Origin of the sequence: Streptomyces sp. NPDC006259, from assembly GCF_042870975.1 — a bacterium.
Classification (GTDB): Bacteria; Actinomycetota; Actinomycetes; order Streptomycetales; family Streptomycetaceae; genus Streptomyces.
Map to the genome: position 1 here is coordinate 306,036 of NZ_JBIAHY010000006.1, position 25,000 is coordinate 331,035.

A 25,000-nucleotide genomic window follows, 5' to 3' on the forward strand; every position below is an offset into this window, starting at 1 on the left:
GCCCCGGCCCCCGCGCCGGGGTCCTCCGACGCGGACGGGATGCGGACGGGCGGTGAACGCGGCCGGCGGTGTCACCTCGGCCGCAGCGGCCCCGCCGCGGCCTCGACCTCCGGCCAGGGCGCGGGCCGGGTCCGCTCGGTGAAGGCGGGCACGTACGGCCACAGCACCCGATGGCCCTCGTGCACGGCCGGCGTCAGGGCCCAGACGACGCCTTCGCGGTCGACGTACCGCGGCCAGTGGTGGGCGAGGCCGTGCGTCAGGTCGGCCCGCAGCCGGGCGACGAGGGCCGGGGGGAGCGTGGGCGGGCGCGGCGCCGGGGGCCGCCGGTGCGGGAGGGGGCCGCGGAAGCCGACCCCGTGGCGGCGGCGCAGCAGGACGACCTCGACGGCGGCGGTGACGGTCACGCCGACCGGGCCCGCGAACAGGGCGACGAGGTAGGCCGGGGTGGGCCGGGCGCCCGGGTAGGCCTCGACGGCGTCGATGAGGACGGAGTGCGCGATCGCCGTGAGCCAGACGAGCGGCACGCAGGTCAGGGGGCGGACGAGGGGATGGCCGCCGACGCCGAAGGCGTTGCGGTGGATCAGGAAGAGCACGGAACCGAAGAACACCGTCAGCCACGGTCCGAACAGCACCGCCAGGACCAGCCAGCCGGTCCGGTCCGGTCGGTAGTCGTAGCCGTGGACCGCCCAGAGCACGAAGAGGCCGCAGAAGGCGGTCGTGACGAGCGCGGTCAGCAGGGGCCGGGCGCACAGGCGTGCCACCGTCAGGCGGGTGCCGGGGTGGGCGACGGCGACGAGCGGCACGCAGGCCAGGAGCAGGGCGACGGGGCCGGTGGCCAGCATCAGCACGCTGTCGCCGAGGGCCTGCCCGAGCGGTTCGAAGAGACCGCCCCCGGTGAACAGGCGGATGACGAGGAAGAGGGCGCCCAGGCCGAGCAGCGCGCGTGGCAGCATCAGCCGCTCGATGAGCGGGTCGGCGGCCTGCTCGGCCAGGACGGTGGCGACCGGCTGACCGGGTGCGGCGAGCCCGACGGCGTCGGCCGCGCTGAAGCGGAACACGCGGAACGGTCCGTAGATCCGCTGGGCGAGGCGCCACGGCAGGAGCACGTCGAGCGCCCACGCTCCCGGCCCGTTCGCACGGGCCGGGGCGTCGGGCAGGCGGTAGGGCGGCCGGTCGTAGGCGCCGACGCCAGGTGTGGCGGTCGTCATGGTGTCGTGGTCCCCCGGGTCAGGCTCATGACCGGATCATGCCCATCACGGGGGAGCGACCGCCAACGCCTTTTCGGCTACGGGGTGTTGATCAGCTCGTACGGCGGGACCGACACCGTGCGGGCGCCGGGGGTACCGCCGAGGACGACCTTGCGCAGGGAGACGTTGTTCTTGAGGTTCGTCTCCTGGAGGCGGTTGGCCGGGTTGGCGAGGACCTCGATGTAGTACGTGCCGTTCGCCAGGTCGGTGATGTCGAAGGACTGGCCGGGACGGTACTGGGTGTACGTGTCACCGGAGCCGACGTCGAGGACCTCGCGCACGGAGATGGAGTTCTGCTGGCCGCAGGCGGTCGACAGGTCGGTGTTGAAGGGGTGCCAGTTGGCGTTCTTCACCGTGTAGTCGACGGCGTCGGTGTTGGCGAGGCAGAACGCCTCCTTGCCGCTGCGGACCTCCTTGGACCTGTCCGCGCTGAGCAGCCGGTAGCTGGCGAAGTCGGTGAAGTGCCAGTGCTCGTGGCCGATGCGCGGGTCCCACTCCATGGTGCCGGTGGGGGTGTAGCCGACCTGCTTGCCGTCGGCGTCGTAGAAGTACTGGTAGGCGTCCATGAGGTCCTCGCCGGGGCTGCGGAAGCCGTCGACGACGAGCGGGGCGGGCCCGGCGTTCCAGACGTTCGCGCTGAAGGCGAGGTAGTCCTTGCCCGCCACGTCGCCGTCCTCGCCGTCGGTGACGGCGATGTCCCAGGCCGGCAGGGAGCGCAGGTCGGGCTTGGGCACGTTCGCCGGGACGCTCGCGCGGCCGGTGGGCGCCTTGGCGTTGGGCGTGAGCGCGGGCGCGACACGGGAGCCGTCGGTGTGTCCGGCGCCGTCACCGAGGTGGTGGGCGAGGCCCCGGTCCTCCATGGCGTGGGAGAGGGCGGGCGGGGTGGGGGCGTCGGCGCCGCGGGGACCGTAGTGGTGCCCGCCGGAGGCGTGGGCCGCGTGCTCCCCGTGCGCGGAGTCTCCCCCGTGCCCGGAGTGCTGCCCGTGTGCGGCGGAGGACCGCAGCCCGGCGCCGCCGCCCTCACCGCCCCCGCCGGTCTGCTGGCGGACCGTCACCTTCACGGTCGGCCGCTCGTCGGGGATGCCGAACAGGTCCCTGTACTTCTTCGCCACCGCCACCTTGGCGGTGTACTCGCCCGCCGGGAGGTCGACGGGCTTGTCGTAGTCGACGGTGCTGGAGTTGGCGGCCCAGCCCTTCTCGACACCCCACACCGATCCCAGGGTGAAGGGGTTGGTGGGGCAGCTCTCCGGATAGTGCGAGGTGGCCGGGGCGTCCGGACGGACCCGGCCGGAGGCGTTGTTGGGGCAGAAGTTGCCCTTGGTGGCGACCACCTCCTTCCCCGCGGCGTCCGTGACGGACACCTCCAGGAAGCCGGGCAGCCCGCTGAAGTCCTGCACGAGCCCGGCGGGCAGCGCCTTGGTCGTCACCTTCGTCCCGTCGCGCAGGATCTGCTGCGCCACGACGGGCGTGCTGTACGACTTGCGCGTCACCTTGAGTTCCAGCGGCGCGTTCTCCACCTGGATGTAGGTGCCCAGGTCCAGGTGGACCCCGGGGGGCTCCCCCTCCCAGTCCCACCGGTCGAGCGTCACGGACTTCGACGCGGCGATCAGCTTGAGCTGCGGCACCCCGGGCTTCGCCTGCGGTGCGGCGCCGGCGCCGGGAGCGGCCCCGGCGACGGCGACGACGGCGAGCGCGGCCCCCGCGGCGAACGCCGCGCGCTTCAGATTCCTGCGGTCTGGCTGACTGGTCATCGGTTCCTCGTCTGCGAGTGCCATGGTCAGTGGCATCGGACTGGACAACCCGCGGGCCCACCCACCGTGCGAACGCACCCCACGCGTCCCGGGAAAGCCTGTGAGCACCCTGTGAGAGAGGTAAACCCGTTACGCAGGTTGCCTGTTGATCGGAACTTCACCCGAACCGGCGACCGGCCGGACCGGCGACCTTCCGGACCTGCCCGGCCGGTCCGTCGGTTGGGTCAGTCCGTCTGTCCGTCCCATCCGACCTGTCGACCCGTCGGCCTGTCGACCTCTCCCTTCGGCTCGTCCGGTCGCCCGGTCAGCCCGTGACCGCGCCCTCCGTCGCGGGGGCCGTACGCGAGGCCGGGCGTTCCAGGTGGACGACGACCGTGCCGTGGAAGCGCTGCACGGCGTCGTCGACACTGCGGATGAAGCCGGACTCCGCGTTGCCGCGCCCGCTGCCCATGCTCTTGATGAGGGTGAGGCGGAAGCCGGTGATCTTCGCGCCGTTCCTGGGCAGGAGGTCCGCCGGTTCCGGGCGGAGCTTCTCCAGGGTGCCGCGTGGGCCGCCCGCCCCGTCCTCGACCAGGGTCTCCACATGGAGGTCGGCCGGTGCCTCCGCCATCCGCCGCACGAGCCGCTTGGCCCAGGTCAGCGGATAGCCCTGCGTGGGCGCCGGGACCTCGATGGACGTGCGCAGCCTGCCGGTCCGCAGGTCGGCGCCGACGACCAGCGCCCCCGGCGCCTCCTCGATGCGCAGCTCCGCCTCCAACTTCCCCTCTGCGCAGAGCTGTTCGGCCATCCTGGCCCGCCGGTCCGCGGGGTCGGTGCCGCGCCGGGCGCGCTGGACGGGCAGCACCTTCTGGCCCAGGTCGCCGCCGAGCCCCAGCGACACCTGGCGGATCAGCCGCTCCCAGCTCTCCACGACCTCCAGCGCCCGCGGGTCGCCCTGGCAGAGGGTCTCGTCGTCGATGCCCCTGCGTACGGGCACCCAGGCCGAGCCCATGTTCTGGAAGCCGTGGCAGCCCGAGTTGTCGTGCTGGAGGTAGTGCAGCAGCTCCTCGAGAAGCCAGGCGTGCGCCCTGTTGCCGACACCCTCGTGCCGGATGAGCAGCTGTGCGTGGTGGGCCACCTCGGCCCAGGAGAGATGGCGGAGCGCCACCTTGTGCTTACGCCGTCCGTCGATCTTGACGTCCACCAGCGGGCTGCCTTCGAGCGCGACGTCGTTGGAGAGCGTGATGACGGCCTCGTAGCCGCGCCGCGCGGCGATGTCCATGTAGGCCTGCACCTGTTCGGACCTGAGCGCGTTGCCGTTGGTCTTCGTCTCGACCAGCGCGGTCCAGAGCCTGCCCGCCCGCTCGACCCTGATCACGCCGTCCGGGCGGCGCGGGTTGTCGCCGTGCGGCAGCGACACCTCGGTGAACGTCTCCATGCGGCCGGCCGGGGCGCCGAAGCCCGCGGTGAGGCGTCTGCCGAACTCCGGAACCTGCGCCATCACCGAGAGCAGCACGGACGTCGCCCGCGTCTCACGGTCGCGGTCGCTCTTGAGCGCGGACACCGGGAAGAGGCGGGCCTGCTTCCAGGACTCGTTCTCCGCGAGGGACTTTTTCACCGCCTTCGGCAGCGTGACCTTCTTCTTGGCCGTACGGGGCCGCGCGAGGGCCTTGCCCGGCTCCGCGTCGTCCGCGGCCCGGCGCGGAGCGGGCACCGCGGGGAGGGCGGTATCGGTATCCGGCACCCTCTCGACGGCGACCGGGAGGGCCGGGGCGGCCGGAGCGGCCGGGGCCACGCCGGTCGCCGTCGCGCCGTCGGGGACCTCGTCGGCCGCGTCCCGGTCGGCGGCGTCGTCGTCGGAGGCCTCATCGAGGGCGTCGTCGGAGGCGTCGTCGATGTCGACGCCGAAGTCGGCCGCGAGCCCGGCCAGCCCGGAGTCGTAGCCCTGTCCGACCGCCCGGAACTTCCATTCCTCCGCGCGCCGGTACAGCTCTCCGAAGATGAACGCGCTCACCGAGCCGGCGTCGTCGATCGCGAACCGGAGGAGGTGCTCCCCGGACCCGTCGGTCAGGATGACCCGGAGGTCGTCCAGCTCGCCGAAGCGGGCGCCCTCGTAGCGGCTCGCGGCGACGACGACCCGTTCCACGTCGGCCGGGATCGCCGTCAGGTCGAAGCCGATCCGGTCCTCGCTGCCCTCACCGGCCGGCGCCTTGCCCAGCAACTGCACGCTTCCGTCCGCGGCGACGGGGTTGTTGTAGAAGTAGAAGTCGGCGTCGCTGCGGACCTTCCCGTGCCCGTCGAGCAGGAGGACCGACACGTCCGCGTCCCCTTCGCCGGTCGGGCTCGCCCACCCCAGGCTCACGATCACCGCGTCGACGTCCTCGCTGAGCGCCGACAGCCCTACGTTGGCGCCTTTGACCATCTCGTGCATGAAACCCCCCAGCCCACGGGCGGCGAGCGCTCGAAAGCCCTTTCGCCCGCCCACCACGCCCCACCTGCGTGACGTGCGACACAGTGCATCGCAGGGGGAACTGTAGTGCCGAAAGGCGCACTGAGGGGCGATCCCCCGGAAAGGCCCCCGCGAGGGCGGGCGGTGCCGCACGCCCGCCGGGCGCCGCCGGGTGAGCTGCGGATCACCCGGTCACCGGGGCGGTCATAGCATCGGCGTGTGCACGAGTGGAGTCTGCGGCCCGCCGTCCGGGCGGATGTCGAGGCCGTCGCCGAGTTGCGGGCCGTGGTGTTGCGGGCGGATCTGGAGCGGCTGGGGCGGTTCGACGAGCGGCGGGTGCGCCGGCGGTTGCGGGACGGGTTCGTCGCCGCGCACACGTGGGTCATCGAGGTCGATGGCGTCTTCGCCGGGTGTGTGGCGTTGCGGCCGGAGGGCGACGCGCGCCGGCTGGAGCACTTCTATCTCGCGCCGCACGCGCAGGGACGCGGTATCGGTTCGGCCGTGCTCGGCCGGTTCCTCGGCGAGGCCGACCGTGACTCCGTCCGGCTGCGCCTCGACGTCCTGCGGGGCAGCCCGGCCCGCCGGCTCTACGAGCGGCACGGGTTCGTGCTGGAGCGGGAGGATGCCGTCGACGTGTTCCTGGTGCGGGAGCCGGCCGGGATCCGGCGCTGACGCCCGAACTGCTCTCCGGCTCCGTCCCCGTCCGGGTGCCGCGTGGCGGGTTCCGCCCGCCGGTGCGGCCGCGGTCGTCATCATGAGCCGGTGTCTCGGCTCCTTCGTGTGGTTCTCGGCGCGGTCCTCACCGCCGTCGCTCTGGTCGCCTGGCCCGCCTGCGTGCCGCTCGGGGGCGGGCCGCCGGTGCCCGTGGGGGCGTTCGGGGCGTACGTCGGGTACGACGCCGGCGGGGTGCGGCGGATCGCGGGACTGGACGGGTGGCTGGGGGCCGCGACGCCCCGGGTCGGGCGGGCGTACCTGCCCGGGGACCGCTGGAGCAACATCGAGGGGGCGCCCGGATATCTGGACCACTGGGCGCGGTGGCGGACGGACCGCGCGGACCGGATGTTCGTGCTGAACGTGCCGATGCTGGAGCGCACCGAGGAGCGTCTGCCCGACGGCGTCGTGCGGGAGGAGCTGCGCGCGGGTGCGCGCGGCGCGTACGACGGCCACTTCCGGGCGCTCGGGCGACGGCTGGTCGGCCTCGGCGTGCCGGACACGGTGCTCGTCGTCGGCTGGGAGATGAACGGGATCACCTACACCCACCGCTGCGGGCCCGATCCCGGCGCCTGGAAGGCGTACTGGGCGCGGATCGTGACGGCGATGCGGTCGGTGCCGGGGCAGCGGTTCCGGTTCGAGTTCACGCCGAGCCGGGGGCGCGACGCCGTCCCGTGGCCGGACTGCTACCCCGGTGACGCCCACGTCGACATCGTCGGCATGGACGCCTACGACCAGCCCGCGGGCATGTCGTTCGAGGAGCAGGTCGCCGAGCCGTACGGGCTCGCGGCGCACGTGCGGTTCGCGGCGGAACACGCCAAGCCGGTGTCGTACCCGGAGTGGGGGCTGTTCCGCAACGGCGACAACGCCGCCTATGTGCGGGGCATGCTCGGCTGGTTCGCACGGCAGCGGCCGCTGTACCAGACCATCACCGACTACTGCCCGCACGGCGTGTGGCGGTGCCGGGACAACCCGCGGGCGTCGGCCGTCTACCGGGCGGCCGTCGCACGGTAGCGGGCCGGCGGTTCACCGGACGGCGGTGGTGCGGCGGCAGGTCCCCTCCACCGGGGGCGGTGGCCTGAGCGGTGGGCCAGGGGGCCCGGTAGTGGCTCAGGGCGGGGGGCCGGGGTGGTCGGCCGGTGGTAGCCCAAAGCGGTGGCCCGGTGGTAGCCCGGGGTGGTGGCCTGGTGGTAGCCCAGGGCGGTGGCCCGGTGGTGGCAGGTCCGTTCGGCTGAACCGGCTCTGCCCCGGGCGTGCCGTCCCGGCTGCCGCGACCGCCGGTCCGATGATCCCAGGATGCGACGAGAACACCACGCGCGCCTCCCGCGGACGTGCCTCGCTCCCGCGCGGAAGTCCTTGGCCGCCCTCCCCTCCGCCCTGGCGGCGGTACTGATCGCGGGCGTACTGGTCGCGCTCACGGCGATGCCCGCCGGAGCCGGGAACCGGACCCATCCGAACACCGCGACACCCGCCGGAGCCGGGAACCGTGCCCATCCGCACACCGCGACCCCCGCCAGGGCCGGGAACCACACCCACCTGCACTCCGCGACCCCCGCCAGGGCCCGGAGCGACGCGTTCCGCAAGGAGACCGCTCGGGCCGTCCGGGCCCATGAGAAGGCCCGTGCCCGCGTCGACCGGCTGCGCGCGCGGGACGCCCGTTCCACCGAGGTCAGAGCCGCCGAACGCCGCCGCAAAGCCATCCGCGCCGGGCTGTGGGACGCCCTGTGGGCGGTGGCCCGGGACGCGGGCGATCCCGTCGCCGTCGACCCCTTCGGACGCGCGGGCCGCTGCCCGGCCGCCCGCGCCCGCGCCCGCGCGCCCGAGGGCCGCGGCGGGGTCTGGACGGCGCCGACCCGCCGCTACCGGCTCTCCGCCGGCTACGCGGCGCGCGGCGCGCACTGGTCCCACCGGCACACCGGCCAGGACTTCGCCGTGCCCAGCGGGACCCCCGTGTACGCCGTCGGACCCGGCACCGTCCGCGCCACGACCTGCGGCGACGGCTTCGGCAACCAGGTCGTCGTGCGCCACCCCGACGGTTACTTCACGCAGTACGCCCACCTGTCCCGCATCGACGTCCGCAAGGGCGGACGGGTCGCGGCGGGACAGCGCCTCGGCCTCGCCGGCGCGACCGGGAACGTCACCGGCCCCCACCTCCACTTCGAGGTGCGCATCACGCCGTACATGGGGTCGGCGGTGTCACCCCTGCCGTGGCTGCGGAGGAAGTCGGTCGAGGTCGGCGGGTGACGGCCGCCGCCGCCGTGCCCGCCCGTCGGCCGTACGCGGGAGAAGGGCGCGCCACGGCCCCGCGACCGCCGGGACCTCCGTCACGCCCCGTGCTCCGCGGCCGTCGGCCGGTGTGCCGCCAGGGCCCAGATGACGAAGACGTCGATCGCGATCAGGACGATCGACCAGACGGGGGCGTACGGCAGGAACAGGAACTGGAGGATGAGGCTGACGGAGGCGAGGAGGATGCCGGTGACACGGGCCCAGGCCGCACCCTGGAGGATGCCCCAGCCGGCCACCGCGGCCACCACTCCGACGATCAGCAGGATCCAGCCCCAGCCGGTCAGGTTGATCTTGTAGACGTAGTCGCCGATCCGGCCGTACACGTCGTCCTCGGAGATCGCGGCGATGCCCTGGAGGATGGCGAGGATGCCGTTGACCAGCATCAGCACGCCCGCGAAGGTGGTTCCGCCGGCGACCCAGCCGCCGTGGGCGGATGGTCCCGGTGACCGGCCGGCCGGACGGGAGGGGCCGGTGCCCTGGTGCGAGGGGTCCCAGACGGGGGAGCCCTCCCGATTACCGGGCTGCGACGCGTCAGTCATGTCCGTACCCCGCCTCTCTGCCGAGTGTTGCGTTCCTCCGACCTTCCGTCCGGATGACGGTCACCACCACGGGAACTGGGCCGTGCGGGTGAGCCGGCGTGCGCGGCCCGACGGACGCACCTTCACTGGAGGCAGGACCCGCCGATCCCCGGCACCCGACTTCTCCCGCCCCCGACCTGCCCCTGACCGCCGAGCCAGACGCCCTGACCGCCGAGCCCAGACCCCCGATGCCGGAGGCACCATGCCCGTCCACCGCACCCGCCCGTCCGGAGCAGCCGTGCCGGCCACGGCTTGTGCCGCCGCGCTCGTCGCTCTCACCCTTCTCACCGGCTGCTCGGACGGGGACAGCCCGTCGGGCGTGGCGAGCCGGGCCGCGTCCGCGGCGGAATCGGCCCGCGACCGGGCCACCGCCGCCGCGTCCTCCCTCGCCTCGCGGGCCACGGAGGGCTTGGCCTCGGCGACCGCGGAGGCGGGCCGCAGGCTCGACGGGATCAAGGGCGGGACCGAGGCGGCGGACGACGTGAAGGTTGGTGGAGCGAAGACGGACGGCGACCGCACCACGACCGAGGTGACCGCCACCAACACCGACTCCACGACGAGGTCCTTCTCCGTCCAGGTCGATTTCACCGACCAGGACGGCACACGGCTGGACACCGTCCTCGTCACCGTCTCCGACGTCCCGGCCGGAGCATCCGGTACGGCGACGGCCCGCAGCGGCCACCGGCTCCCGGGCGAGGTGAAGGCGGAGGTGGCGCGGGCGGTGCGGTACTGAGGCGTCTCGGCGCACCCCTGGTCGTTGACCGCGCGTTGACCGGTTGCCGTCTCAGTCCATACCGCTTCGCGGGCGAGTCCTGACCCGGACCCGGCCTAGATTCGGGTGCATGTCCATGCCACAGCGGCCGGCACAGCCCGTGCGGGCCCCGCTTCCCGTGCTGCCCTACCGCAAGCCCGTCAAGGGGCGCGACTACTGGCTGATCGACGACGTCCTGCCCGACGTCGACGCCGTGCGTGAGCGGTGCCTGGGCAAGGACGACTGGGTGCGGGGGTATCCGTACACCTCGCAGGCCTGGCCGGGACTGCGGGCCATGCCGGGCCTCGAACCGGCCGAACTCGCCCGCGTGGAACGGGCGGTGAGGGAGGCGACCGGCGCCAGGGAACTGTGGGTGCGGCGCACGCCCGGCGGTGGCACCCTCAACCACAACTGCGTGCAGGTCGTGGGGGAGGGCGAGAGCACGCCCCGTCCGCACACCGACTCCCGCTCCCTGTGCCGGTACGCCGCCGTGCTGTATCTGAACCCGGCCGCCCCCAAGGACTGCGGGACCAGCTTCTACCGCCAGTCCCTGCCCGGCGGCCGGCTCGGCGGGAACGTCGTGGGGGCCCCGCACAACAGCCTCGTCGACGCGCTCGGCACCCGCTTCGTCGCACCCGACGCCTTCGAGGAGGACGTACGCGTGCCGCACAGGTACAACCGGCTGCTGCTCTACAACGCCAACCTCGTGCACAGCGCCACCGGTTACTGCGGGACGACCCTGGAGGAGAAGCGGATGACGGCCGTCTTCTTCTGGATGGCCTGAGGTCGGCTGGATGGCCTGAGGTCAGTTCTGCCAGTGGATCCTGGGTGTGGACGGTCGGGCGCCGCGGCTCGTGCAGGCCTGACGGACGCGCGGTGGTCGCGGCCCTCGGCGAACGGCCGTGGCCGGCACGTTCACGACAGGCCCCGGCCTGCCTCCCGCTCCCGTCCGGGACCGGTCGGCCGCTCGCGACCCCAGTCGGCCAGCGGCTGGAGCGCGTCGTTGAGGCGCTTGCCGTCCTCGGTCAGTGAGTACTCGACGCGGGGCGGTACCTCGTCGTAGGAGACGCGGTGCACGACACCGTCCGCCTCCAGCTCACGCAGGTGGGAGGCCAGCACCTTCTCGGTGATCCCCGGCACCAGCCGGCGCAGCTCGCCGAAGCGACGGCAGGGGTGCTCGTGGAGCGCCCAGAGGATCAGCACCTTCCACTTGCCGCCGATCACCTCCATCGCGGTGTCGATCCCGCAGACGTGTCCGTCCGATGTGCCCGGTCGGTTCAGCGTCGTCATGCCCCACCCTCCCGACGTGCTCACTCACCCGGGGGTAACCACCCACTGCCAAGTGCGTACTTGATCATCCCCGGACTGGTGACCAGCCTAAGCGACATGGCACACGACACTGTTGAGAAGACCCCCGTCACCCTGCTGGGGCTCGGCGCGATGGGGACCGCCCTGGCCCGTACCTGGCTTGCCGCCGGCCACCCGCTCACCGTCTGGAACCGCACCCCGGCCCGCGCCACGGCGCTCGCCGCCGAGGGGGCCGTGGCCGCGGACACCGCCGCTGAGGCGGTCGCGGCGAACACCCTGGTAGTCGTCTGTCTGTTGGACGACGCCTCGGTCGGCGATGTGCTGGCCGACGCCGACCTGACCGGCCGGGACCTGGTCAACCTGACCACCAGCACCCCCGCCCAGGCCCGCGCCCGCGCCGAGTGGGCCCGGGAGCGCGGCGCCCGCTACCTGGACGGCGGGATCATGGCCGTGCCTGTGATGGTCGGAGTCCCGGAGGCCGGCGGCCACATCCTCTACAGCGGATCGCCGGAGCTGTTCGAGCGGCACCGGCGGACCCTGGGCGTCCCGGTCGGCACCACCTACGTCGGCGAGGACGCGGGTTTCGCGGCCCTGCACGACGTGGCCCTGCTCAGCGCCATGTACGGGATGTTCGCCGGGTCCGCGCACGCCTTCGCCCTGATCCGCAAGGAGGACATCGACCCCGCGGCGTTCGCCTCGCTGCTCGGCGACTGGCTCACCGCGATGGCTCCGGCCGTTCACCAGACCGCCGGCCAACTGCGCAGCGGTGACTACACCGAGGGTGTCGTCTCCCACCTCGGCATGCAGGTGGCCGGCATTCCGACCTTCCTGAGCACCGCGGAGCAGCAGGGGGTCAGCGCGGAACTGCTCAGCCCCTACTTCGAGCTGATGCGGCGCCGTCTGGCCCAGGGCAGCGGCGAGGAGGGCCTGACGGGCGTGATCGACCTGCTGCTGCGCTGACCGGCCACCTCCCGCCGCAAGCCCACCGGCCGCCACTTGCCGCTGCGGACTGACCGGCCGCCACGTCGCGTCCCGGGCTCACCGGCCGCCCGGCCGCCACTTCCCGCCGCGAGCCCACCGGCCGCCCCGGGCTGACCGGCCGCCACCTGCCGCCGCGAGCCCACCGGCCGCCACCTCCCGCCCCGGGCTGACCGGCCGCCACCTGCCGCCCCGGAAGCGACCGTGCTGGTCCCGGTCCTCGACGAACGCCTGTCCGGCGCGTTCACCACTCTCCCTGGGCGCGCCCGGCGACGCGGACCTGGCCCGTGGCGGGCACGGCCCTCTCGCCCACGTCGAGGGTGAGGTGCGCCGACAGGGATCGCAGCAGGTCGGCGGCGTCGAAGAGGGCGCCGGCGGAGGCGACGCCGGTCGTCCTGGTGCGGCCGGTGAGGATGCGGTGCACCGCCTCCACCACGAGCGGGGCGGTGACGGCGTAGATGTCCTGGCCGCCCGCCACGGCCCGCCGCTCGGTGGTGCCGGAGCGGACGACGACGTCGACGAGGAAGGTCTGCGCGGACCGGCCGCGCTCGTCGACGGCGGTCGGCGCCGGGGTGTCCGGGGACGCCAGGTCCCTGGCCGCGTCCAGCGCCATCGCGGTGCGCACCTCGGGGATGCGGAGGTGGCTGGGGAGGGTGACGACGTCGGCCATGGTGAACTCGTCGACGACGGTCCTTCGCCCCAGTGGGGCGGGGAACTCCCAGTCCAGCAAGGGCTGTTCATCGTCGTGGTACTCCAGCCTCCCGCCCGTGAAGCGGACGTGGCGGCCGTCGCGGCGCGCACGGGAGACCTGCCCGGCGGTGCGGGTGCCGGCGGTGGGGTGCCAGTCGCTGAGGCCGTAGGCGACGCGCGCCTCGTCGGCCTCCGTCCAGTCGCCCATGGCGGTGGTGGCGAGCAGGTCGCCGAGGCCGCCGAAGAAGGCCATCGCGGGGAGGATCACCGCTCCCTCGGCGCGGGCGCGGTCCCCGTACCGCGCGAAGGTGTCCACGTTGGCCTCGATCTCCGCCGCCACGTCGACGTAGGGGACGCCTGCGCGCAGGGCCGCCTCGACGACCGGCCCGGCGGTCGTGGCGAACGGCCCGGCGCAGTTGACGACGGCCGCCGCACCGGCCAGCGCGCGGTCGAGCGAGGCCGGGTCCTCGGCGGAGGCGGGGCGGACCTCGAGTCCGGTGGGCGACGAGGCCGCCAGTTCCCGCAGCCTGGCGGCGTCCCGGCCGGCGAGCACCGGGACGAAGCCCCGGTCCAGCAGCTCCGCCACCACGAACCGCCCGGTGTGTCCGTACGCCCCGAACACCGTCACCGTGTGAGCCGATCCCATGAGTCTCCCCGTTCTCCGCGGCGTTCTCCGCGTCGCCCCGTGCCGTGCCCACATCGTCGCCCGCGGGTGACCGGCGCACGAGTGTCCGGAACGACACACCCCGTACACTTCCGGACATGGACGTGGGGAAGGCGTCGCGGCCCGGCGGCACCGTCGCGCTGGCCGTCACCGACGGCATGCTGCACTTCGAGGTCGCCATCGCCTACGAGGTGTTCGGCTTCGCGCCCGTCGACGTGACCGTCCCCTGGTACGACCTCTCGGTGTGCGGAACGGACGCGGTGCGGGTCGGCCGGTTCCGGCTGGATCCCGACGCGGGCCTCGACCGGCTGCCGTACGCCGATCTCGTGATCGTGCCCGGCTGGGCGGACGTCGACGTGGCCCCGCCCGCGGAACTGGTCGACGCGGTGCGGTCCGCCCACGAGGCCGGGGCCCGTGTGGCCTCCCTGTGCACGGGGGCGTTCGTGCTGGCCGCGGCCGGTCTCCTGGACGGCAGGCGGGCCACGACCCACTGGGCGCACACCGACGTCCTCGCCGCCCGTCACCCGCGGGTCGAGGTCGACCCGGACGTCCTCTACGTCGACAACGGCACCGTCCTCACCTCCGCCGGCAAGGCCGCCGCGCTCGACCTGTGCCTGCACCTGGTCCGCCTCGACCACGGCTCGTCGGTCGCCAACTCGGTGGCCCGCCGGCTCGTCGTACCGCCCCACCGGGCGGGCGGCCAGGCCCAGTTCGTCGCCGCGCCCGTGCCCGACCGGGACGACCATCCCCTCTCCGCGCTGCTCCCCTGGATCGTCGACCGCCTCGACCGGCCGCTCACCGTGGAGGACCTGGCCCGCCAGGCCGGGATGAGTTCCCGGCACCTCGGCCGGCACTTCCGTACGGCGACCGGCACCAGCCCGTTGCAGTGGCTCCTCACCCAACGCATCCGACGCGCCCAGGAGTTGCTGGAGACCACGGACCACGGCGTCGACGCCATCGCCGCCGCCACCGGCATGGGCACGGCGGCGACCCTGCGACGGCACTTCAACCGCACGATCGGCGTCCCGCCGGACACGTACCGGCGCACGTTCCGTACCGGGTGACCTAGGTCACGGTCCCTGATGTCAGGATCGCGGGGGCTGTCCGGTCAAGGAGGTGCGGGCACACGCACCGCACCCATGACGACACAGGAGCCCACCATGGAAGCCCGGTTGAACCTCATGGCCAGCCCCGTCACGGCCAAGGTCATGAAGCACATCGTCGCCGCCGCCATGACCCTCGGGGAGTCGACGGTGCCCGCCGCGACCCGCGAACTGGTGATGCTCCGCGCCAGCCAGATCAACGGCTGCGCCGGCTGCATCGACATGCACACCAAGGACGCCGCGGCGGCCGGGGAGACCGCGCAGCGCCTCCACCTGGTGGCGGCCTGGCGCGAGGCGAAGGTCTTCACGGAGGCCGAGCGCGCGGCCCTCGAACTGGCGGAGGAGGGCACGCGCATCGCCGACGCGGCCGGTGGCGTCCCCGACGAGGTCTGGGCCAATGCCGCCAAGCACTACGACGAGGAGCAACTCGCCGTGCTGGTCGCCCAGATCGCCCTCATCAACGCCTTCAACCGCGGCAACGTGATGACGCGGCAGCCGGCGGGGGACTACGTGGTGGGCCAGTACCACTGAGGTCGGATCCCGGTGTCGGCTCGGGCGGGTGACCCCGCCGGGGCCGACGCTCGCGCCCCGCCCGGTCAGCGAGCCGCGGGTACCGCCGGGAAGGTGACCTTCGTCAGTTCCTCCGACACCGTCCACAGCCGCCGCGCCGCCTCCGGGTCGCTCGCCGCCGCCGTACGTCCCACCAGCGTCGGGCCGCCCCGCAGCTCCGCCGTGCCGTCGGGGCCGACGTAGCCGGCGCCGGGGAGGTCCGCCGTCGCCGCGTACAGGGTGGGCAGCGCGCCCGCCCGGTCGTCCTGGGCGACGAACCGGTTGCCGAGGCGCATGAAGGCGCGGGCGACGGGGTTCGCCGCGTGGCTCTGGAGGTTGGTGGCCGCGTATCCCGGGTGGGCGGCCAGGGCGCGGACGCGGGAGCCCGACTCCGTGAGGCGGCGCTGGAGTTCGAGGGTGAAGAGGAGGTTGGCCAGTTTGGACTGCGCGTAGGCGGCGCGCGGCGTGTAGTCCGCGTCCAGGTTCAGGTCGTCGAAGCGGATCGTCGCCCTGCCCCAGCGATGCGCACCGGAGGAGACGGTGACGACGCGGTCGGTGACGTACGGCAGGAGCAGGTTCGTCAGCGCGAAGTGGCCGAGGTGGTTGGTGCCGAACTGCATCTCGAAGCCGTCCCGCGTGCGTCGCCGCGGGAGCATCATCACGCCGGCGTTGTTGATCAGCAGGTCCAGCGGGCGGCCCTGCCAGGCGTCCGCGAAGTCGCGCACGGAGGACAGGTCCGCCAGGTCGAGGCGGCGCACCTCCGTGCTGCCGGTGAGGGTCGCCGCCGCCGCACGGCCGCGGTCCAGGTCCCGCACGGCGAACACCACGTGTGCGCCCGCGCGGGCCAGGGCGTCCGCCGCGGTGAGCCCGATGCCGCTGTTGGCGCCGGTCACGACGGCCGTGCGGCCGGTGAGGTCGGGCAGGCGGGTCGCGTTCCCTCGCTTGTTCACGTCAGTTGCCATGACCTCAATGTAGACGCCGCCAACAATGATGACAATGCCTACAATGGTGTCGCTGCCAACAAAAGTGGCAGCGACAACATCGGGATACGATGACCGCCATGCCCGAAAGCCGCCCCTACCACCACGGTGACCTGCGCGCCGCCCTCCTGGAGAGCGCCGAGCGCACCCTGCGGGAGAAGGGTGTCGGCTCCCTGTCGCTGCGCGAACTGGCGCGTGAGACCGGCGTCAGCCATGCCGCCCCCGGCCGTCACTTCAAGGACAAGCAGGCCCTGCTCGACGCCCTGGCCCTGGTCGGCTACGACCGGATGGCCAAGGCCCTGGACACCGCCCACGCCCCCGCGCTCCCGCTCCAGCCCCGCCTCACCGCCCTCGCCCGCGCCTACCTCACCTTCGCCACCGAGAACGCCGAACTCCTGGCCCTGATGTACGCCCGCAAGCACGAACCCGAGGCCGCCGAGCAGATGGCCGCCGGGGTGGACCGTACGGTGGGCGCCCTGGAGCGGGTCATCGCGGACGCGCAGCGGCACGGCGAGATCATCGACGGCGACCCGGAGCAGCTCACCCTCTTCACGGGCGCCGCCCTCCACGGCCTCGCCGCCCTGACGGCGGGCGGCATGCTCGACGAGACGGCGGTCCTCGCCATGACCGACGACCTGGTCCGCGTCCTGCTGCACGGGCTGACCCCCCGCTGAGCCGTACGCCCGGCCCGACCGCGGCATCACTCCCTCACCGCGCACCGCGAAGTCCGGCCGGCGTCGCACGGCTCCGCCCGCCTCACGCCGCCGCCAGGTCGCACCACACGTACTTGCCCCGGTGCCCGAACCGGGACAGCGGGTGCCAGCCCCACACGTCGGCGCAGGCCCGGACCAGGGCGGTGCCGCGCCCGTTCTCGGCGTTCGCGAGATCCGCCAGGTCGTCCGGCGGGTCGGGAGGTGCCGGGTTCGCGTCCCACGCGCCGATCCGCAGAACCCCGTCCGCCCAGCTGACACGCAGGACCGCCGGCCCCTTGGTGTGCAGAACGGCGTTGGACACCAGCTCCGAAGCGATCAGCTCCGCGGTGTCCACCAGGTGGATGAGCCCGTACATGGTCAGGATCAGACGCAGGGTGCGACGGCAGATCGGGACGGCTCTGAGGTCGTTGGGCAGGGAGAGGGAGTACTCCCAGGCGCCGGAAGTGGATTCGGGCATGCGTCAGCTCCAGGTGGGGGGTGGGTGAGTGAAGGCGCGGTGGCATTGCCGCGACCGCCATGGCAGGACGGTGCGGTGCGCTTCCGCAGGGTGTTCAACGCATCACCGACGGTAGAGCCACAATTTGGGACCGCGCAAGCCGTTGCGTAATCTGCTCCCCGAACGAGGCAAGGAGGAAGTCGTGGCCCGCAGATCCCATGTAACTGCCCGCCAGGCCCGATTGGGTGCTGAGCTACGGAAGCTTCGCGAAGCCGCCGGGCTGAAAGGACGTGAGGCCGCCGCCCTCCTCGGCACGGACTCTGCCCAGATGAGTCAGATCGAGTTCGGGACCGCAGGAGTCAGCGAGGCCCGCGTACGACGGCTTGCAGCGCACTACTCGTGCACGGACAACGCTCTGATCGAAGCGCTGGTGGCCATGGCCACAGATCGGACTGTTGGCTGGTGGGAGGAGTACAGAGGCAAGCTACCGACTCCGTTTCTCGATATCGCCGAACTGGAACACCACGCGGCGTACCGGCTGGACATGGAGTTCCTGAACATCCCAGGACTTCTCCAAACCGAGAACTACGCTCAGGCGGTGTTCTCGTACCGGGTCCCTGAACTCCCAGCGCAGGAGACGGAGTTGCGCGTGCAGCACCGCATGCAGCGCAGAGCGGTCCTCGAAGGATCCGCACCCATCCCGTACGAGGCGGTGATTCACGAGGCCGCTCTTCGTATCAGAGTCGGCGACCGCGCTGCCGCACGCGCTCAACTCACCCGTCTCCTGGAACTGTCGGAAGCCGACAACGTCACCGTCCGCGTCATCCCCTTCGACCTCGATGGATTCGGCGGCGCGTGGAGCACGATGATGTATGCCGGTGGCCCGGTCCCCAAGCTGGACACGGTCGTGCGCGACGTCACCGCCAACGGCACAGCCTTCGTGGACTCCGAGGCTCAACTCAGTTCCTTTAGAACGCTCTTCCGTAAAATCGAGGCAGCATCACTCACGCCCGACCGTTCGCGTGACTTCATCCACCGACTTGCTAAGGAACTGTGAGGCAGCCAATGACCACCCCCGACACCTGGCAGAAGTCATCCTTCTCCGGCGGCGGGGACGGCTCCAACTGCCTCGAACTCGCCTCCACCCCCACCACCCTCCACCTCCGTGAGAGCGACACCCCCGCCACCGTCCTCACCACCACCCCCGCCCCCCTCACCCACCTCCTCGACGCCATACGCGCCCACGTTCTCTGAGGGAGGGGCCCGCGGGGCGGCCGGGGCAGGGCCTGCCCAGATGGGTCCAGCCGGGCAGGCCCCCGATCCCGCGGAGCGATCAGCGTTTGAGCGTGAAGGTGAAGTCGCCGGTGACCTTGCCGGTCAGGCGGACCGCCGAGACGAGCTTCCCCTCCTCGATCAGTTTCTCGACCTCGGCCCGCGAAAGGCCGCATCCCTCAGCGATCAGCCGCACCGGACGGACGGGTATCCGTGCCGTGAAGCGGACCGAGATGTCGATCACCTCGCGGTCGAGGTGATCCGAGCCGCCCGTGGAGAGACGCCAGGCGTCGTCCCAGTCGAGGGCGATGCGGTTACGGCGCCGTAGGGCCGGGTCCTGGAGCAACTCGGCCGCCAGACCGGGGTCGTTGTCGTGCAGCCGGTCCAGCAGCTCGGGCCGTACGGAGCGCACGTTCATCCGCTCCAGGACCGTGAGCTTCGCCGTCGCCCCGCAGGCGGTGCAGAGGACGAGGAGCCAGGCGTCGAGGAGCTTGTGATGGGCGTTGACGCGGAATTTGCCGTTGGCCCGGAAGCGCTCGGACGCGCACGTGTGGCAGCGGCGGAGAACGACGGGCAGGCAGGTGGGAGCGACCACCCAGTTTTCGAGCAGCACAGAGATACACCGGTTCCAGTGTGAGAAGTCCGCAGCAAGAAGGAGCGCGGCGCGACAGGCGCGACGCGCGACGATTCAGCGCTCGGGGGGTCTCACACGGTGTACAACGGCATGTCCTTGGCTGGGGGGCGTGGTCCGGGAGCACGGTAGTGGTGCGGGGCGGCGCACCTCCACCGTTTTTCGAGCGTGTGGGTCAGACGTCCACGGCCTCCACGACCTCCACCCCGTCTCCCACCGTCACCTTCCCCTCCCGTACGACGGTGAAGTACGCGCCGAACACGATTCCGTCCTGCGCCTTGCGGTAGTCCGCCAGGGTGCGCAGCGGTTCGGGGCCCGCCCGGCGGCCCGTCTCCTGGTCGACCATCGTGATCGCGCAGCGGACCGTCGGTTCGGTGAGGGCGAGTTCCGTGGAGCCGACCGACAGGCGGGCGGCCGTGTCCTCGGTGTGGGGGGTGTCCCAGCCGTCCACGACGATGTTGGGGCGGAAGCGGTTCACGGGGAGCGGGGCGACGCCCCGTTCGGTCAGGTGGCCGTTGAGCCGGTCCAGGCTCGCTCGTGAGACCACGTGCAGGCGGCTGTGGTTGGCCGCCGTGCCGCCGGGGGTCTTGCGTACGCGCAGCAGCCGGCTCGGGCGGCCCAGAACCCCCGTCACCCACGCGGCGGCCGCCTCGCCCTGGTCGACGGCGCCGTACGGCTGTCCCGGCAGGTCCATGACCTCCTGGGCCTCCTCCTTCCCGGCCACCCTCAGGTCGTCCCGGTCCGGCGCCCGCAGGGTCAAGTCCCCCCGGTGGCCCACCGAGTGGGGGGTGATCAGCGCCAGGCCGGGGTCGCCCCACTGCCAGCGCAGCTCCCCCGCCTCGTCGACGATCACGTACGCCCGGTCGTGCGGCAGCCCGTCGGGCGTGATCCGCGCCTCCGGCACCGTGATTCCGGCGCAACCCTTCACCGGGTAGTACGTCAGCTCCGTGACCCTCGCCCGTTCCGACACCGCGGTTCCCCTTCCCCCGTCTTGCCCCGTCAGCTGATACGACAAGTTTTGCCGCACGTGATGAGTTGCGGCGGGCGTTCGTCCGTACTCCTGTGTGTTGGACCCCGCCGGGCACGGACGAGCACGGGCGGTGTCCCCGATCAGGCAGGAGGAACGGTGCGCTTTTCGCGGAACGCGATGGGAACTGCCTTCGTGGGCGGCGCCCTGAGCTTGACCCTCGCGGCTCTGGCCTATCCGTCGATGCTGGGACTGGACACGGTGTCCACCTCGAACGACCGGATCATCGCCAACACCCAATGGGGGCCCTTGACGGAGGGCGACCGCGACTTCGTGGTCAAGGTGCGGGCGGCCGGGCTCTGGGAGTACCCCCTCGGCGTGATCGGTCTTCAGAAGGGGCAGAGTCCGGCGGTCAAGACCGCCAGCGAGCACCTGATCGACGGTCACGCCTCCCTCGACACGACCTGCCGCAAACTCGCGCCCATGCTGAACATCACCCTGCCCAACGTGGCCAGCCCGCAGCAGGTGGCGTTCGTCAACACGATCAACGCGAAGACGGGCAAGGACTTCGACGTCGAGTTCGCGAACATCCTCCGCATGACGCACGGTTCGATCTTCAACACCATCGCGAAGGTCCGCTCCACCACCAAGAACACCCTCATCCGGGCCCTGGCCGACCAGGCCAACGACACCGTCCTGGACCACATCACGGTGATGGAGAAGACCGGCATGGTCGACTTCGACCAGACGCTCTTCCAGCAGACCACTCCGCCGAAGCTCCCCCAGTCGGACCTGACCCCGCCGCCCCCGCCCGTGGGGCAGCCGCTGGTCGTCCTCACCCCGCCGCCCACCGCCACGTCCACACCTGTGGACATCGACGCCGCGGCGGCGGGAGGCGGGCCCGCTCCGGCACCCGCCCCCACGCCGACGGGGTGAGTCCGGCCGCCCCGAGGCGTTCGCTACGCCAGCCAGACCGTCGTGTCCGGGCCGATCCGGCCGTCGCCGTCCAGCGGGGCGCTGCTCAGCAGCACCTCGCCCGGCGGGCGCGGCACCGGCGCGTCCGACAGGTTGGCGACACACCGCCAGCCGTCCGAGCGGGCGAAGGCCAGCACACCGGGCGGGGTGTCCTGCGCCCAGGTGAGGTCCTCACCGTCCAGCAGCTTGCGGCGCAGGCGCAGGGCCGTGCGGTACAGCTCCAGGGTCGAGGCGTCCGTGCCGTCCTGCGCCTCGACGGCGTACCGCGCGAAGGACTCCGGCTGCGGCAGCCACGCGCCGCCCGCGCCGAAGCCGTACGACGGGCCCGTGGTCGTCCACGGCAGCGGCACCCGGCAGCCGTCGCGGCCCTTGCGGACCCGGCCCGTCTGTTCCCACAGCGGGTCCTGGAGGACCTCCACGGGCAGGTCGGCGACCTCCGGCAGGCCGAGTTCCTCGCCCTGGTAGACGTACGACGATCCCGGCAGCGCCAGCATCAGCAGCGTGGCGGCGCGGGCCCGGCGCAGGCCGGCCTCCCCGTCGACGTGCGGGGCGTGGCCGTCGGACAGCAGCCAGGCGTTCTGGTCCGTGCCGGGCGGAAGCATCAGGCGGGAGGCGTGGCGTACGACGTCGTGGTTGGAGAGCACCCAGGTGGCGGAGGCGCCGACGGCGCGGGCCGTGGCCAGGGACGCCGTGATGACCTCGCGGATCGCCTCGGTGTCCCACGGCGCTTGCAGGTACTCGAAGTTGAAGGCCTGGTTCAGTTCGTCCGGGCGGGCGTACAGCGCGCGGCGGGCGCCCGGCACCCACGCCTCGGCGACCGCCGTCCGGGGCGGGGTGTAGGCGTCCAGCAGACGGCGCCAGTCGCGGTAGATCTCGTGGACCTCGTCGCGGTCGTAGAAGGGGTGGGTGCCGGGGGCGAGGGCGGTGAGCGCGTCCTCACCGCTCAGCCCCACCGCGCCGAGGTCGCGCAGCGGCTCGCTCAGGTCCTTGACCAGGGCGTGGGCCACGTCCACGCGGAAACCGTCCACGCCCCGGTCGGACCAGAAACGCAACGTGGTGCGGAAGTCCTCACGGACCTCGTCGTGGTCCCAGTTCAGGTCCGGCTGCTCGCGGGCGAAGAGATGGAGGTACCACTGGCCGTCCGCGACGCGCTGCCAGGCGCTGCCGCCGAACACCGACTGCCAGTCGGTGGGCGGGAGTTCGCCGTGCGCGCCGCGTCCGTCCCGGAAGACGTAGCGGTCGCGGGCCGGGGAGCCGGGGCCGGCGGCCAGGGCCTCCTCGAACCACACGTGGCGGTGCGAGGTGTGGTTGGGGACGATGTCGACGATCACCTTCAGTCCGAGGCGGTGCGCTTCGGCGACCAGCGCGTCGACGTCGCGCAGGCTGCCCAGGCGCGGGTCGACGTCACGGGGGTCGATGACGTCGTAGCCGCCGTCGGCCAGCTCGGACGGGTAGAAGGGGCTCAGCCAGAGGGCGTCGACGCCGAGCGCGCCGAGGTACGGGAGGCGCTCGGTGATCCCCCTCAGGTCGCCGAGGCCGTCGCCGTCGGCGTCGGCGAAGCTGCGCGGATAGATCTGGTAGACGACGGCCTGCCGCCACCAGTCGGGGTCGCGGGTGGAGAAGTCGGGGGCGGACGGCTGGTCTGTCTCGGATGCGGGCACGAAGTCGGTCACGCACACAAGCTTGTCCACTTTGCCGGGAAGGGGAACGTCCGCACCTTCCGGAAGGGATCATTCCGCACGTGGGCGAGATGTGACGGGATCTTGAACTCCCTTGGTTTCGCCGCAGGTTGACAGGTATCTGCCTGTCGAACCACGATGAGCCCGCACCGTGGCGCACGTGACCAATGGGCCCGGTGTCTCTTCTGAACCGCACCATCACCCGGGCATCGCCATGTCGCGACGCCGCCGTGATGGGCACTCGCACTCGCACTCGCCAAGATGGGAATCGCATGTCCATAGCGAGACGTGTTTCCGTACGCCGCCTGCTGGGGACGGGCACCGCGTCACTCGCCCTGTGCGCCGCGTCCGTCGCCGCCGCCTCCGGGGCCTGGGCCGGCACCGGAACACCCGGCGGAGACGGCTGGAAGTCCGGCGGCCAGTACCAGCCGGGCACCGGGGCGGGCACCGAGACGGAGACCGACGGCTGCCAGTTCTCGCTCGACGGCACGCACTTCCAGGGCTCCGTCAGGATCGACGACCAGAACTTGAAGCCGACCGCCGACGGCCGGATCCACCTCACCGTGCGGACCGCCGACAAGGCCACCACCTGCACCGCCTCGCTCGCCTCCTACCTGGCGCACGGCCCCGACTTCCGGACCTCGGGCGAGCAGGTCTTCGTCGACTTCGACACCGTGACGGTCAGGCCCGGCGCGACCGACACCCTCGACATCGCCGTGCCCGACGCGGGCTGCTACGCGCAGCTCGACCTCTACCGGGGCGCCGTGAAGTTCGACGGCAGGCTCGACGCCCAGGACGGCTTCGACCACGGCGACCTGCCCAAGGGGCCGGACCGCCCGGTCATCAAGGACAAGCTGATCGCCGCCTGGAACGGCGGCGCGAAGGACTGTACCCCGGCCGAGCAGCCGCCGGCCGAACAGCCCCCCGCCGAGCAGCCGCCGGCCGAGCAGCCCCCGGCCTCCCCGTCCACTCCGTCGGAGACCTCCTCGACGCCGTCCACCGAGGCGCCGCCGGAGAGCCCCTCCGAAACCACTCCCGCGGCGGCCCCGTCGACCTCCGCCCCGGCCCCCTCCGCCTCCCGGTCCACCCCGGCCGCGGCCCCCACCCCCCACGGCGGTGGCGGCGGCGACCTCGCCGAGACCGGCGCCGACAGCAACACGCCCGTCATCGCGGGCGGCGCGGCGGCTCTGCTGCTGGGCGGCGCGGCGATCGTCGTCGCGACCCGGCGCCGCAGGGGCGGCCAGGCGTCGTAGCGGCGCCCAGCCTCGTAGGGGCGTGCCAGCCGCGCGGGGGTCGAGGGCCCGGTGAGCCGTCGTCACCCGCGCGGGGGATCGGCTACGGCTTCTCCACCGTCGTCAGCCACAGGCTCACGTACCGCTCCACGTCGACCCCCAGTCCGACGTCCACCAGGGCCTGCTCGCGCGGACCGTGGTGGATCTCGGACTCGCCGGGGCGGGGGCGGCGGTCGACGACGGTCTGGCCCCGGGTGGCTCCCGGGGCCAGGCTCACCTCGACCGGGAGGCGTTCGGTGGTCAGGCCGTCCGGGTCGACGACCGCGCAGACCGCGCCCGCGTCCCCGAGGCCGCCCGTGGGGGTGGGGTCGCCCGAGGTCGCCGGATCACGGTGGGCGAGGAGTTCGCCCGCCAGCCGCAGGCGCGGCTCCGAACTGGCCCGCAGCCGCTGGACGTCGGCGGCCGGCACCAGGACCTCCTTGAAGACGTCCAGGCCGTACATCGTGATCGGCACCCCGGCCGTGAGGAGGATCGCGGCCGCCTCCGGGTCGTGCCACACGTTGAACTCCGCGACCGCCGTCGCGTTGCCGGTCGCCACCGCGCCGCCCATGAACACGATCCGCTCGATGTTGCCCACCACCTCCGGGTGCGTGCGCAGCAACAGGGCGATGTTCGTCAGGGGCGCCATCGGGATCAGGGTCACCGGCCTCGGCGAGGCGAGGATCTCCCGGCGCAGCAGGGTCACCGCGTCCACGTCGACCGGACGGCGGGTGGGCGCGGGCAGCCCGAGGTCGCCCATCCCGTCCTGCCCGTGCACATGCCGTGCCGTGCGCACCGGCTCGATCAGCGGGCGCTCGGCACCCCGCGCCACCGGGATGTCACCGGCGCCGGCCTGCTCCAGCACGGTCAGGGTGTTGCGGACGACACCGTCCACGTCGGTGTTCCCGGCCACGCAGGTGATCGCCCGCACGTCCAGCCCCGGATGCCGTACGGCGAACAGCAGGGCCAGGGCGTCGTCGACCCCGGTGTCGCAGTCGATGATCACCGGGATGGGCTGACCGGTCACGGCGG

25 protein-coding genes are annotated in these 25,000 nt (G+C 72.8%); 13 read left to right on the forward strand and 12 right to left on the reverse strand.

All coding sequences use genetic code 11. The features are described from left to right. Positions 1–71: 71 nt before the first annotated feature. The 3 genes from ACFYO5_RS25895 to ACFYO5_RS25905 all read right to left on the reverse strand — a co-directional run bounded on the left by ACFYO5_RS25895 (position 72) and on the right by ACFYO5_RS25905 (position 5,408). Positions 72–1,208, reverse strand: coding sequence for a hypothetical protein (locus ACFYO5_RS25895; protein WP_388712923.1), 1,137 nt, complete (start codon positions 1,206–1,208; stop codon positions 72–74). A gap of 77 nt (positions 1,209–1,285) precedes the next feature. Beyond that, positions 1,286–2,998, reverse strand: coding sequence for a lysyl oxidase family protein (locus ACFYO5_RS25900; RefSeq protein WP_388712926.1), 1,713 nt, complete (start codon positions 2,996–2,998; stop codon positions 1,286–1,288). Between the two features lie 304 nt (positions 2,999–3,302). Further along, on the reverse strand, positions 3,303–5,408 hold the full coding sequence (locus ACFYO5_RS25905) for a TerD family protein (RefSeq protein ID WP_388712929.1): 2,106 nt from the start codon (positions 5,406–5,408) through the stop codon (positions 3,303–3,305). A gap of 237 nt (positions 5,409–5,645) precedes the next feature. Here ACFYO5_RS25905 and ACFYO5_RS25910 point away from each other — a divergent pair, with 237 nt between their 5' ends. The 3 genes from ACFYO5_RS25910 (at position 5,646) to ACFYO5_RS25920 (ending at position 8,381) form a co-directional block, all read left to right on the forward strand. Continuing rightward, positions 5,646–6,098: a GNAT family N-acetyltransferase gene (locus ACFYO5_RS25910; RefSeq protein ID WP_388712932.1), complete on the forward strand. Its 453-nt coding sequence runs from the start codon at positions 5,646–5,648 to the stop codon at positions 6,096–6,098. A 90-nt stretch (positions 6,099–6,188) separates the two neighbouring features. Continuing rightward, complete coding sequence (locus ACFYO5_RS25915) at positions 6,189–7,151, forward strand: glycoside hydrolase family 26 protein (protein ID WP_388712935.1); 963 nt, start codon at positions 6,189–6,191, stop codon at positions 7,149–7,151. Positions 7,152–7,433: 282 nt separating this feature from the next. Continuing rightward, entirely contained in the window at positions 7,434–8,381 is a 948-nt protein-coding gene (locus ACFYO5_RS25920) for a M23 family metallopeptidase (protein ID WP_388712938.1), read from the forward strand. Positions 8,382–8,461: 80 nt separating this feature from the next. Here ACFYO5_RS25920 and ACFYO5_RS25925 read toward each other — a convergent pair whose 3' ends face one another. Then, positions 8,462–8,962 (reverse strand): hypothetical protein, encoded by a 501-nt coding sequence (locus tag ACFYO5_RS25925; protein ID WP_356560895.1) that lies wholly within the window; start codon positions 8,960–8,962, stop codon positions 8,462–8,464. Positions 8,963–9,203: 241 nt separating this feature from the next. Between ACFYO5_RS25925 and ACFYO5_RS25930 the strand changes: the two genes are divergently transcribed. After that, on the forward strand, positions 9,204–9,734 hold the full coding sequence (locus ACFYO5_RS25930) for an FxLYD domain-containing protein (protein WP_388712941.1): 531 nt from the start codon (positions 9,204–9,206) through the stop codon (positions 9,732–9,734). 109 nt (positions 9,735–9,843) lie between these two features. Further along, entirely contained in the window at positions 9,844–10,536 is a 693-nt protein-coding gene (locus ACFYO5_RS25935) for a DUF6445 family protein (protein ID WP_356560899.1), read from the forward strand. A 131-nt stretch (positions 10,537–10,667) separates the two neighbouring features. On the opposite strand, the gene ACFYO5_RS25940 is transcribed toward ACFYO5_RS25935, so the two are convergent. Next, on the reverse strand, positions 10,668–11,042 hold the full coding sequence (locus ACFYO5_RS25940) for a helix-turn-helix domain-containing protein (protein ID WP_356560901.1): 375 nt from the start codon (positions 11,040–11,042) through the stop codon (positions 10,668–10,670). Positions 11,043–11,138: 96 nt separating this feature from the next. Here ACFYO5_RS25940 and ACFYO5_RS25945 point away from each other — a divergent pair, with 96 nt between their 5' ends. Further along, complete coding sequence (locus tag ACFYO5_RS25945; RefSeq protein WP_388712945.1) at positions 11,139–12,020, forward strand: NAD(P)-dependent oxidoreductase; 882 nt, start codon at positions 11,139–11,141, stop codon at positions 12,018–12,020. A gap of 262 nt (positions 12,021–12,282) precedes the next feature. On the opposite strand, the gene ACFYO5_RS25950 is transcribed toward ACFYO5_RS25945, so the two are convergent. Then, positions 12,283–13,374, reverse strand: coding sequence for a saccharopine dehydrogenase family protein (locus ACFYO5_RS25950; protein ID WP_388712948.1), 1,092 nt, complete (start codon positions 13,372–13,374; stop codon positions 12,283–12,285). A 116-nt stretch (positions 13,375–13,490) separates the two neighbouring features. On the opposite strand from ACFYO5_RS25950, the gene ACFYO5_RS25955 reads away from it, so the two are divergent. Both ACFYO5_RS25955 and ACFYO5_RS25960 read left to right on the forward strand, forming a co-directional pair. Further along, positions 13,491–14,456, forward strand: coding sequence for a helix-turn-helix domain-containing protein (locus ACFYO5_RS25955; protein WP_388712951.1), 966 nt, complete (start codon positions 13,491–13,493; stop codon positions 14,454–14,456). Positions 14,457–14,552: 96 nt separating this feature from the next. After that, a complete protein-coding gene (locus ACFYO5_RS25960; RefSeq protein WP_356560909.1) occupies positions 14,553–15,026 on the forward strand; it encodes a carboxymuconolactone decarboxylase family protein in 474 nt (157 codons plus the stop codon). A 65-nt stretch (positions 15,027–15,091) separates the two neighbouring features. Here ACFYO5_RS25960 and ACFYO5_RS25965 read toward each other — a convergent pair whose 3' ends face one another. Then, positions 15,092–16,006, reverse strand: a complete 915-nt coding sequence (locus ACFYO5_RS25965; protein WP_388712954.1) for an oxidoreductase — start codon at positions 16,004–16,006, stop codon at positions 15,092–15,094. 89 nt (positions 16,007–16,095) lie between these two features. On the opposite strand from ACFYO5_RS25965, the gene ACFYO5_RS25970 reads away from it, so the two are divergent. Continuing rightward, complete coding sequence (locus ACFYO5_RS25970) at positions 16,096–16,698, forward strand: TetR/AcrR family transcriptional regulator (protein ID WP_388712957.1); 603 nt, start codon at positions 16,096–16,098, stop codon at positions 16,696–16,698. Between the two features lie 82 nt (positions 16,699–16,780). On the opposite strand, the gene ACFYO5_RS25975 is transcribed toward ACFYO5_RS25970, so the two are convergent. Beyond that, positions 16,781–17,194, reverse strand: a complete 414-nt coding sequence (locus ACFYO5_RS25975) for an ATP-binding protein (RefSeq protein ID WP_388712960.1) — start codon at positions 17,192–17,194, stop codon at positions 16,781–16,783. A gap of 181 nt (positions 17,195–17,375) precedes the next feature. On the opposite strand from ACFYO5_RS25975, the gene ACFYO5_RS25980 reads away from it, so the two are divergent. Both ACFYO5_RS25980 and ACFYO5_RS25985 read left to right on the forward strand, forming a co-directional pair. Beyond that, positions 17,376–18,230 carry a helix-turn-helix domain-containing protein gene (locus tag ACFYO5_RS25980; RefSeq protein WP_388712963.1) on the forward strand — a complete coding sequence of 285 codons (855 nt, stop codon included), beginning with the start codon at positions 17,376–17,378 and terminating at the stop codon, positions 18,228–18,230. An 8-nt stretch (positions 18,231–18,238) separates the two neighbouring features. After that, positions 18,239–18,427, forward strand: a complete 189-nt coding sequence (locus ACFYO5_RS25985; RefSeq protein WP_388712966.1) for a DUF397 domain-containing protein — start codon at positions 18,239–18,241, stop codon at positions 18,425–18,427. Positions 18,428–18,506: 79 nt separating this feature from the next. On the opposite strand, the gene ACFYO5_RS25990 is transcribed toward ACFYO5_RS25985, so the two are convergent. Next, positions 18,507–19,055, reverse strand: a complete 549-nt coding sequence (locus ACFYO5_RS25990; RefSeq protein WP_388713672.1) for a DUF1062 domain-containing protein — start codon at positions 19,053–19,055, stop codon at positions 18,507–18,509. 196 nt (positions 19,056–19,251) lie between these two features. Then, positions 19,252–20,046, reverse strand: coding sequence for an MOSC domain-containing protein (locus tag ACFYO5_RS25995; protein ID WP_388712969.1), 795 nt, complete (start codon positions 20,044–20,046; stop codon positions 19,252–19,254). Between the two features lie 177 nt (positions 20,047–20,223). On the opposite strand from ACFYO5_RS25995, the gene ACFYO5_RS26000 reads away from it, so the two are divergent. Further along, entirely contained in the window at positions 20,224–20,979 is a 756-nt protein-coding gene (locus ACFYO5_RS26000; RefSeq protein ID WP_388713675.1) for a DUF4142 domain-containing protein, read from the forward strand. Positions 20,980–21,002: 23 nt separating this feature from the next. On the opposite strand, the gene ACFYO5_RS26005 is transcribed toward ACFYO5_RS26000, so the two are convergent. Further along, on the reverse strand, positions 21,003–22,691 hold the full coding sequence (locus ACFYO5_RS26005) for a glycoside hydrolase family 13 protein (protein WP_388712972.1): 1,689 nt from the start codon (positions 22,689–22,691) through the stop codon (positions 21,003–21,005). Between the two features lie 278 nt (positions 22,692–22,969). Between ACFYO5_RS26005 and ACFYO5_RS26010 the strand changes: the two genes are divergently transcribed. Beyond that, positions 22,970–23,950, forward strand: a complete 981-nt coding sequence (locus ACFYO5_RS26010; protein ID WP_388712975.1) for an LAETG motif-containing sortase-dependent surface protein — start codon at positions 22,970–22,972, stop codon at positions 23,948–23,950. 82 nt (positions 23,951–24,032) lie between these two features. On the opposite strand, the gene ACFYO5_RS26015 is transcribed toward ACFYO5_RS26010, so the two are convergent. Beyond that, positions 24,033–24,995, reverse strand: a complete 963-nt coding sequence (locus tag ACFYO5_RS26015) for a nucleoside hydrolase (protein WP_388712978.1) — start codon at positions 24,993–24,995, stop codon at positions 24,033–24,035. Positions 24,996–25,000: the final 5 nt, after the last annotated feature.

Coding starts and splice junctions, on each gene's coding strand:
- ACFYO5_RS25895 (WP_388712923.1), bottom strand. CDS start 1,208: ATGACGACCGCCACACCTGGCGTCGGCGCCTACGACCGGCCGCCCTAC.
- ACFYO5_RS25900 (WP_388712926.1), bottom strand. CDS start 2,998: ATGACCAGTCAGCCAGACCGCAGGAATCTGAAGCGCGCGGCGTTCGCC.
- ACFYO5_RS25905 (WP_388712929.1), bottom strand. CDS start 5,408: ATGCACGAGATGGTCAAAGGCGCCAACGTAGGGCTGTCGGCGCTCAGC.
- ACFYO5_RS25920 (WP_388712938.1), top strand. CDS start 7,434: ATGCGACGAGAACACCACGCGCGCCTCCCGCGGACGTGCCTCGCTCCC.
- ACFYO5_RS25925 (WP_356560895.1), bottom strand. CDS start 8,962: ATGACTGACGCGTCGCAGCCCGGTAATCGGGAGGGCTCCCCCGTCTGG.
- ACFYO5_RS25930 (WP_388712941.1), top strand. CDS start 9,204: ATGCCCGTCCACCGCACCCGCCCGTCCGGAGCAGCCGTGCCGGCCACG.
- ACFYO5_RS25935 (WP_356560899.1), top strand. CDS start 9,844: ATGTCCATGCCACAGCGGCCGGCACAGCCCGTGCGGGCCCCGCTTCCC.
- ACFYO5_RS25940 (WP_356560901.1), bottom strand. CDS start 11,042: ATGACGACGCTGAACCGACCGGGCACATCGGACGGACACGTCTGCGGG.
- ACFYO5_RS25945 (WP_388712945.1), top strand. CDS start 11,139: ATGGCACACGACACTGTTGAGAAGACCCCCGTCACCCTGCTGGGGCTC.
- ACFYO5_RS25950 (WP_388712948.1), bottom strand. CDS start 13,374: ATGGGATCGGCTCACACGGTGACGGTGTTCGGGGCGTACGGACACACC.
- ACFYO5_RS25955 (WP_388712951.1), top strand. CDS start 13,491: ATGGACGTGGGGAAGGCGTCGCGGCCCGGCGGCACCGTCGCGCTGGCC.
- ACFYO5_RS25960 (WP_356560909.1), top strand. CDS start 14,553: ATGGAAGCCCGGTTGAACCTCATGGCCAGCCCCGTCACGGCCAAGGTC.
- ACFYO5_RS25965 (WP_388712954.1), bottom strand. CDS start 16,006: ATGGCAACTGACGTGAACAAGCGAGGGAACGCGACCCGCCTGCCCGAC.
- ACFYO5_RS25970 (WP_388712957.1), top strand. CDS start 16,096: ATGACCGCCATGCCCGAAAGCCGCCCCTACCACCACGGTGACCTGCGC.
- ACFYO5_RS25975 (WP_388712960.1), bottom strand. CDS start 17,194: ATGCCCGAATCCACTTCCGGCGCCTGGGAGTACTCCCTCTCCCTGCCC.
- ACFYO5_RS25985 (WP_388712966.1), top strand. CDS start 18,239: ATGACCACCCCCGACACCTGGCAGAAGTCATCCTTCTCCGGCGGCGGG.
- ACFYO5_RS26000 (WP_388713675.1), top strand. CDS start 20,224: ATGGGAACTGCCTTCGTGGGCGGCGCCCTGAGCTTGACCCTCGCGGCT.
- ACFYO5_RS26010 (WP_388712975.1), top strand. CDS start 22,970: ATGTCCATAGCGAGACGTGTTTCCGTACGCCGCCTGCTGGGGACGGGC.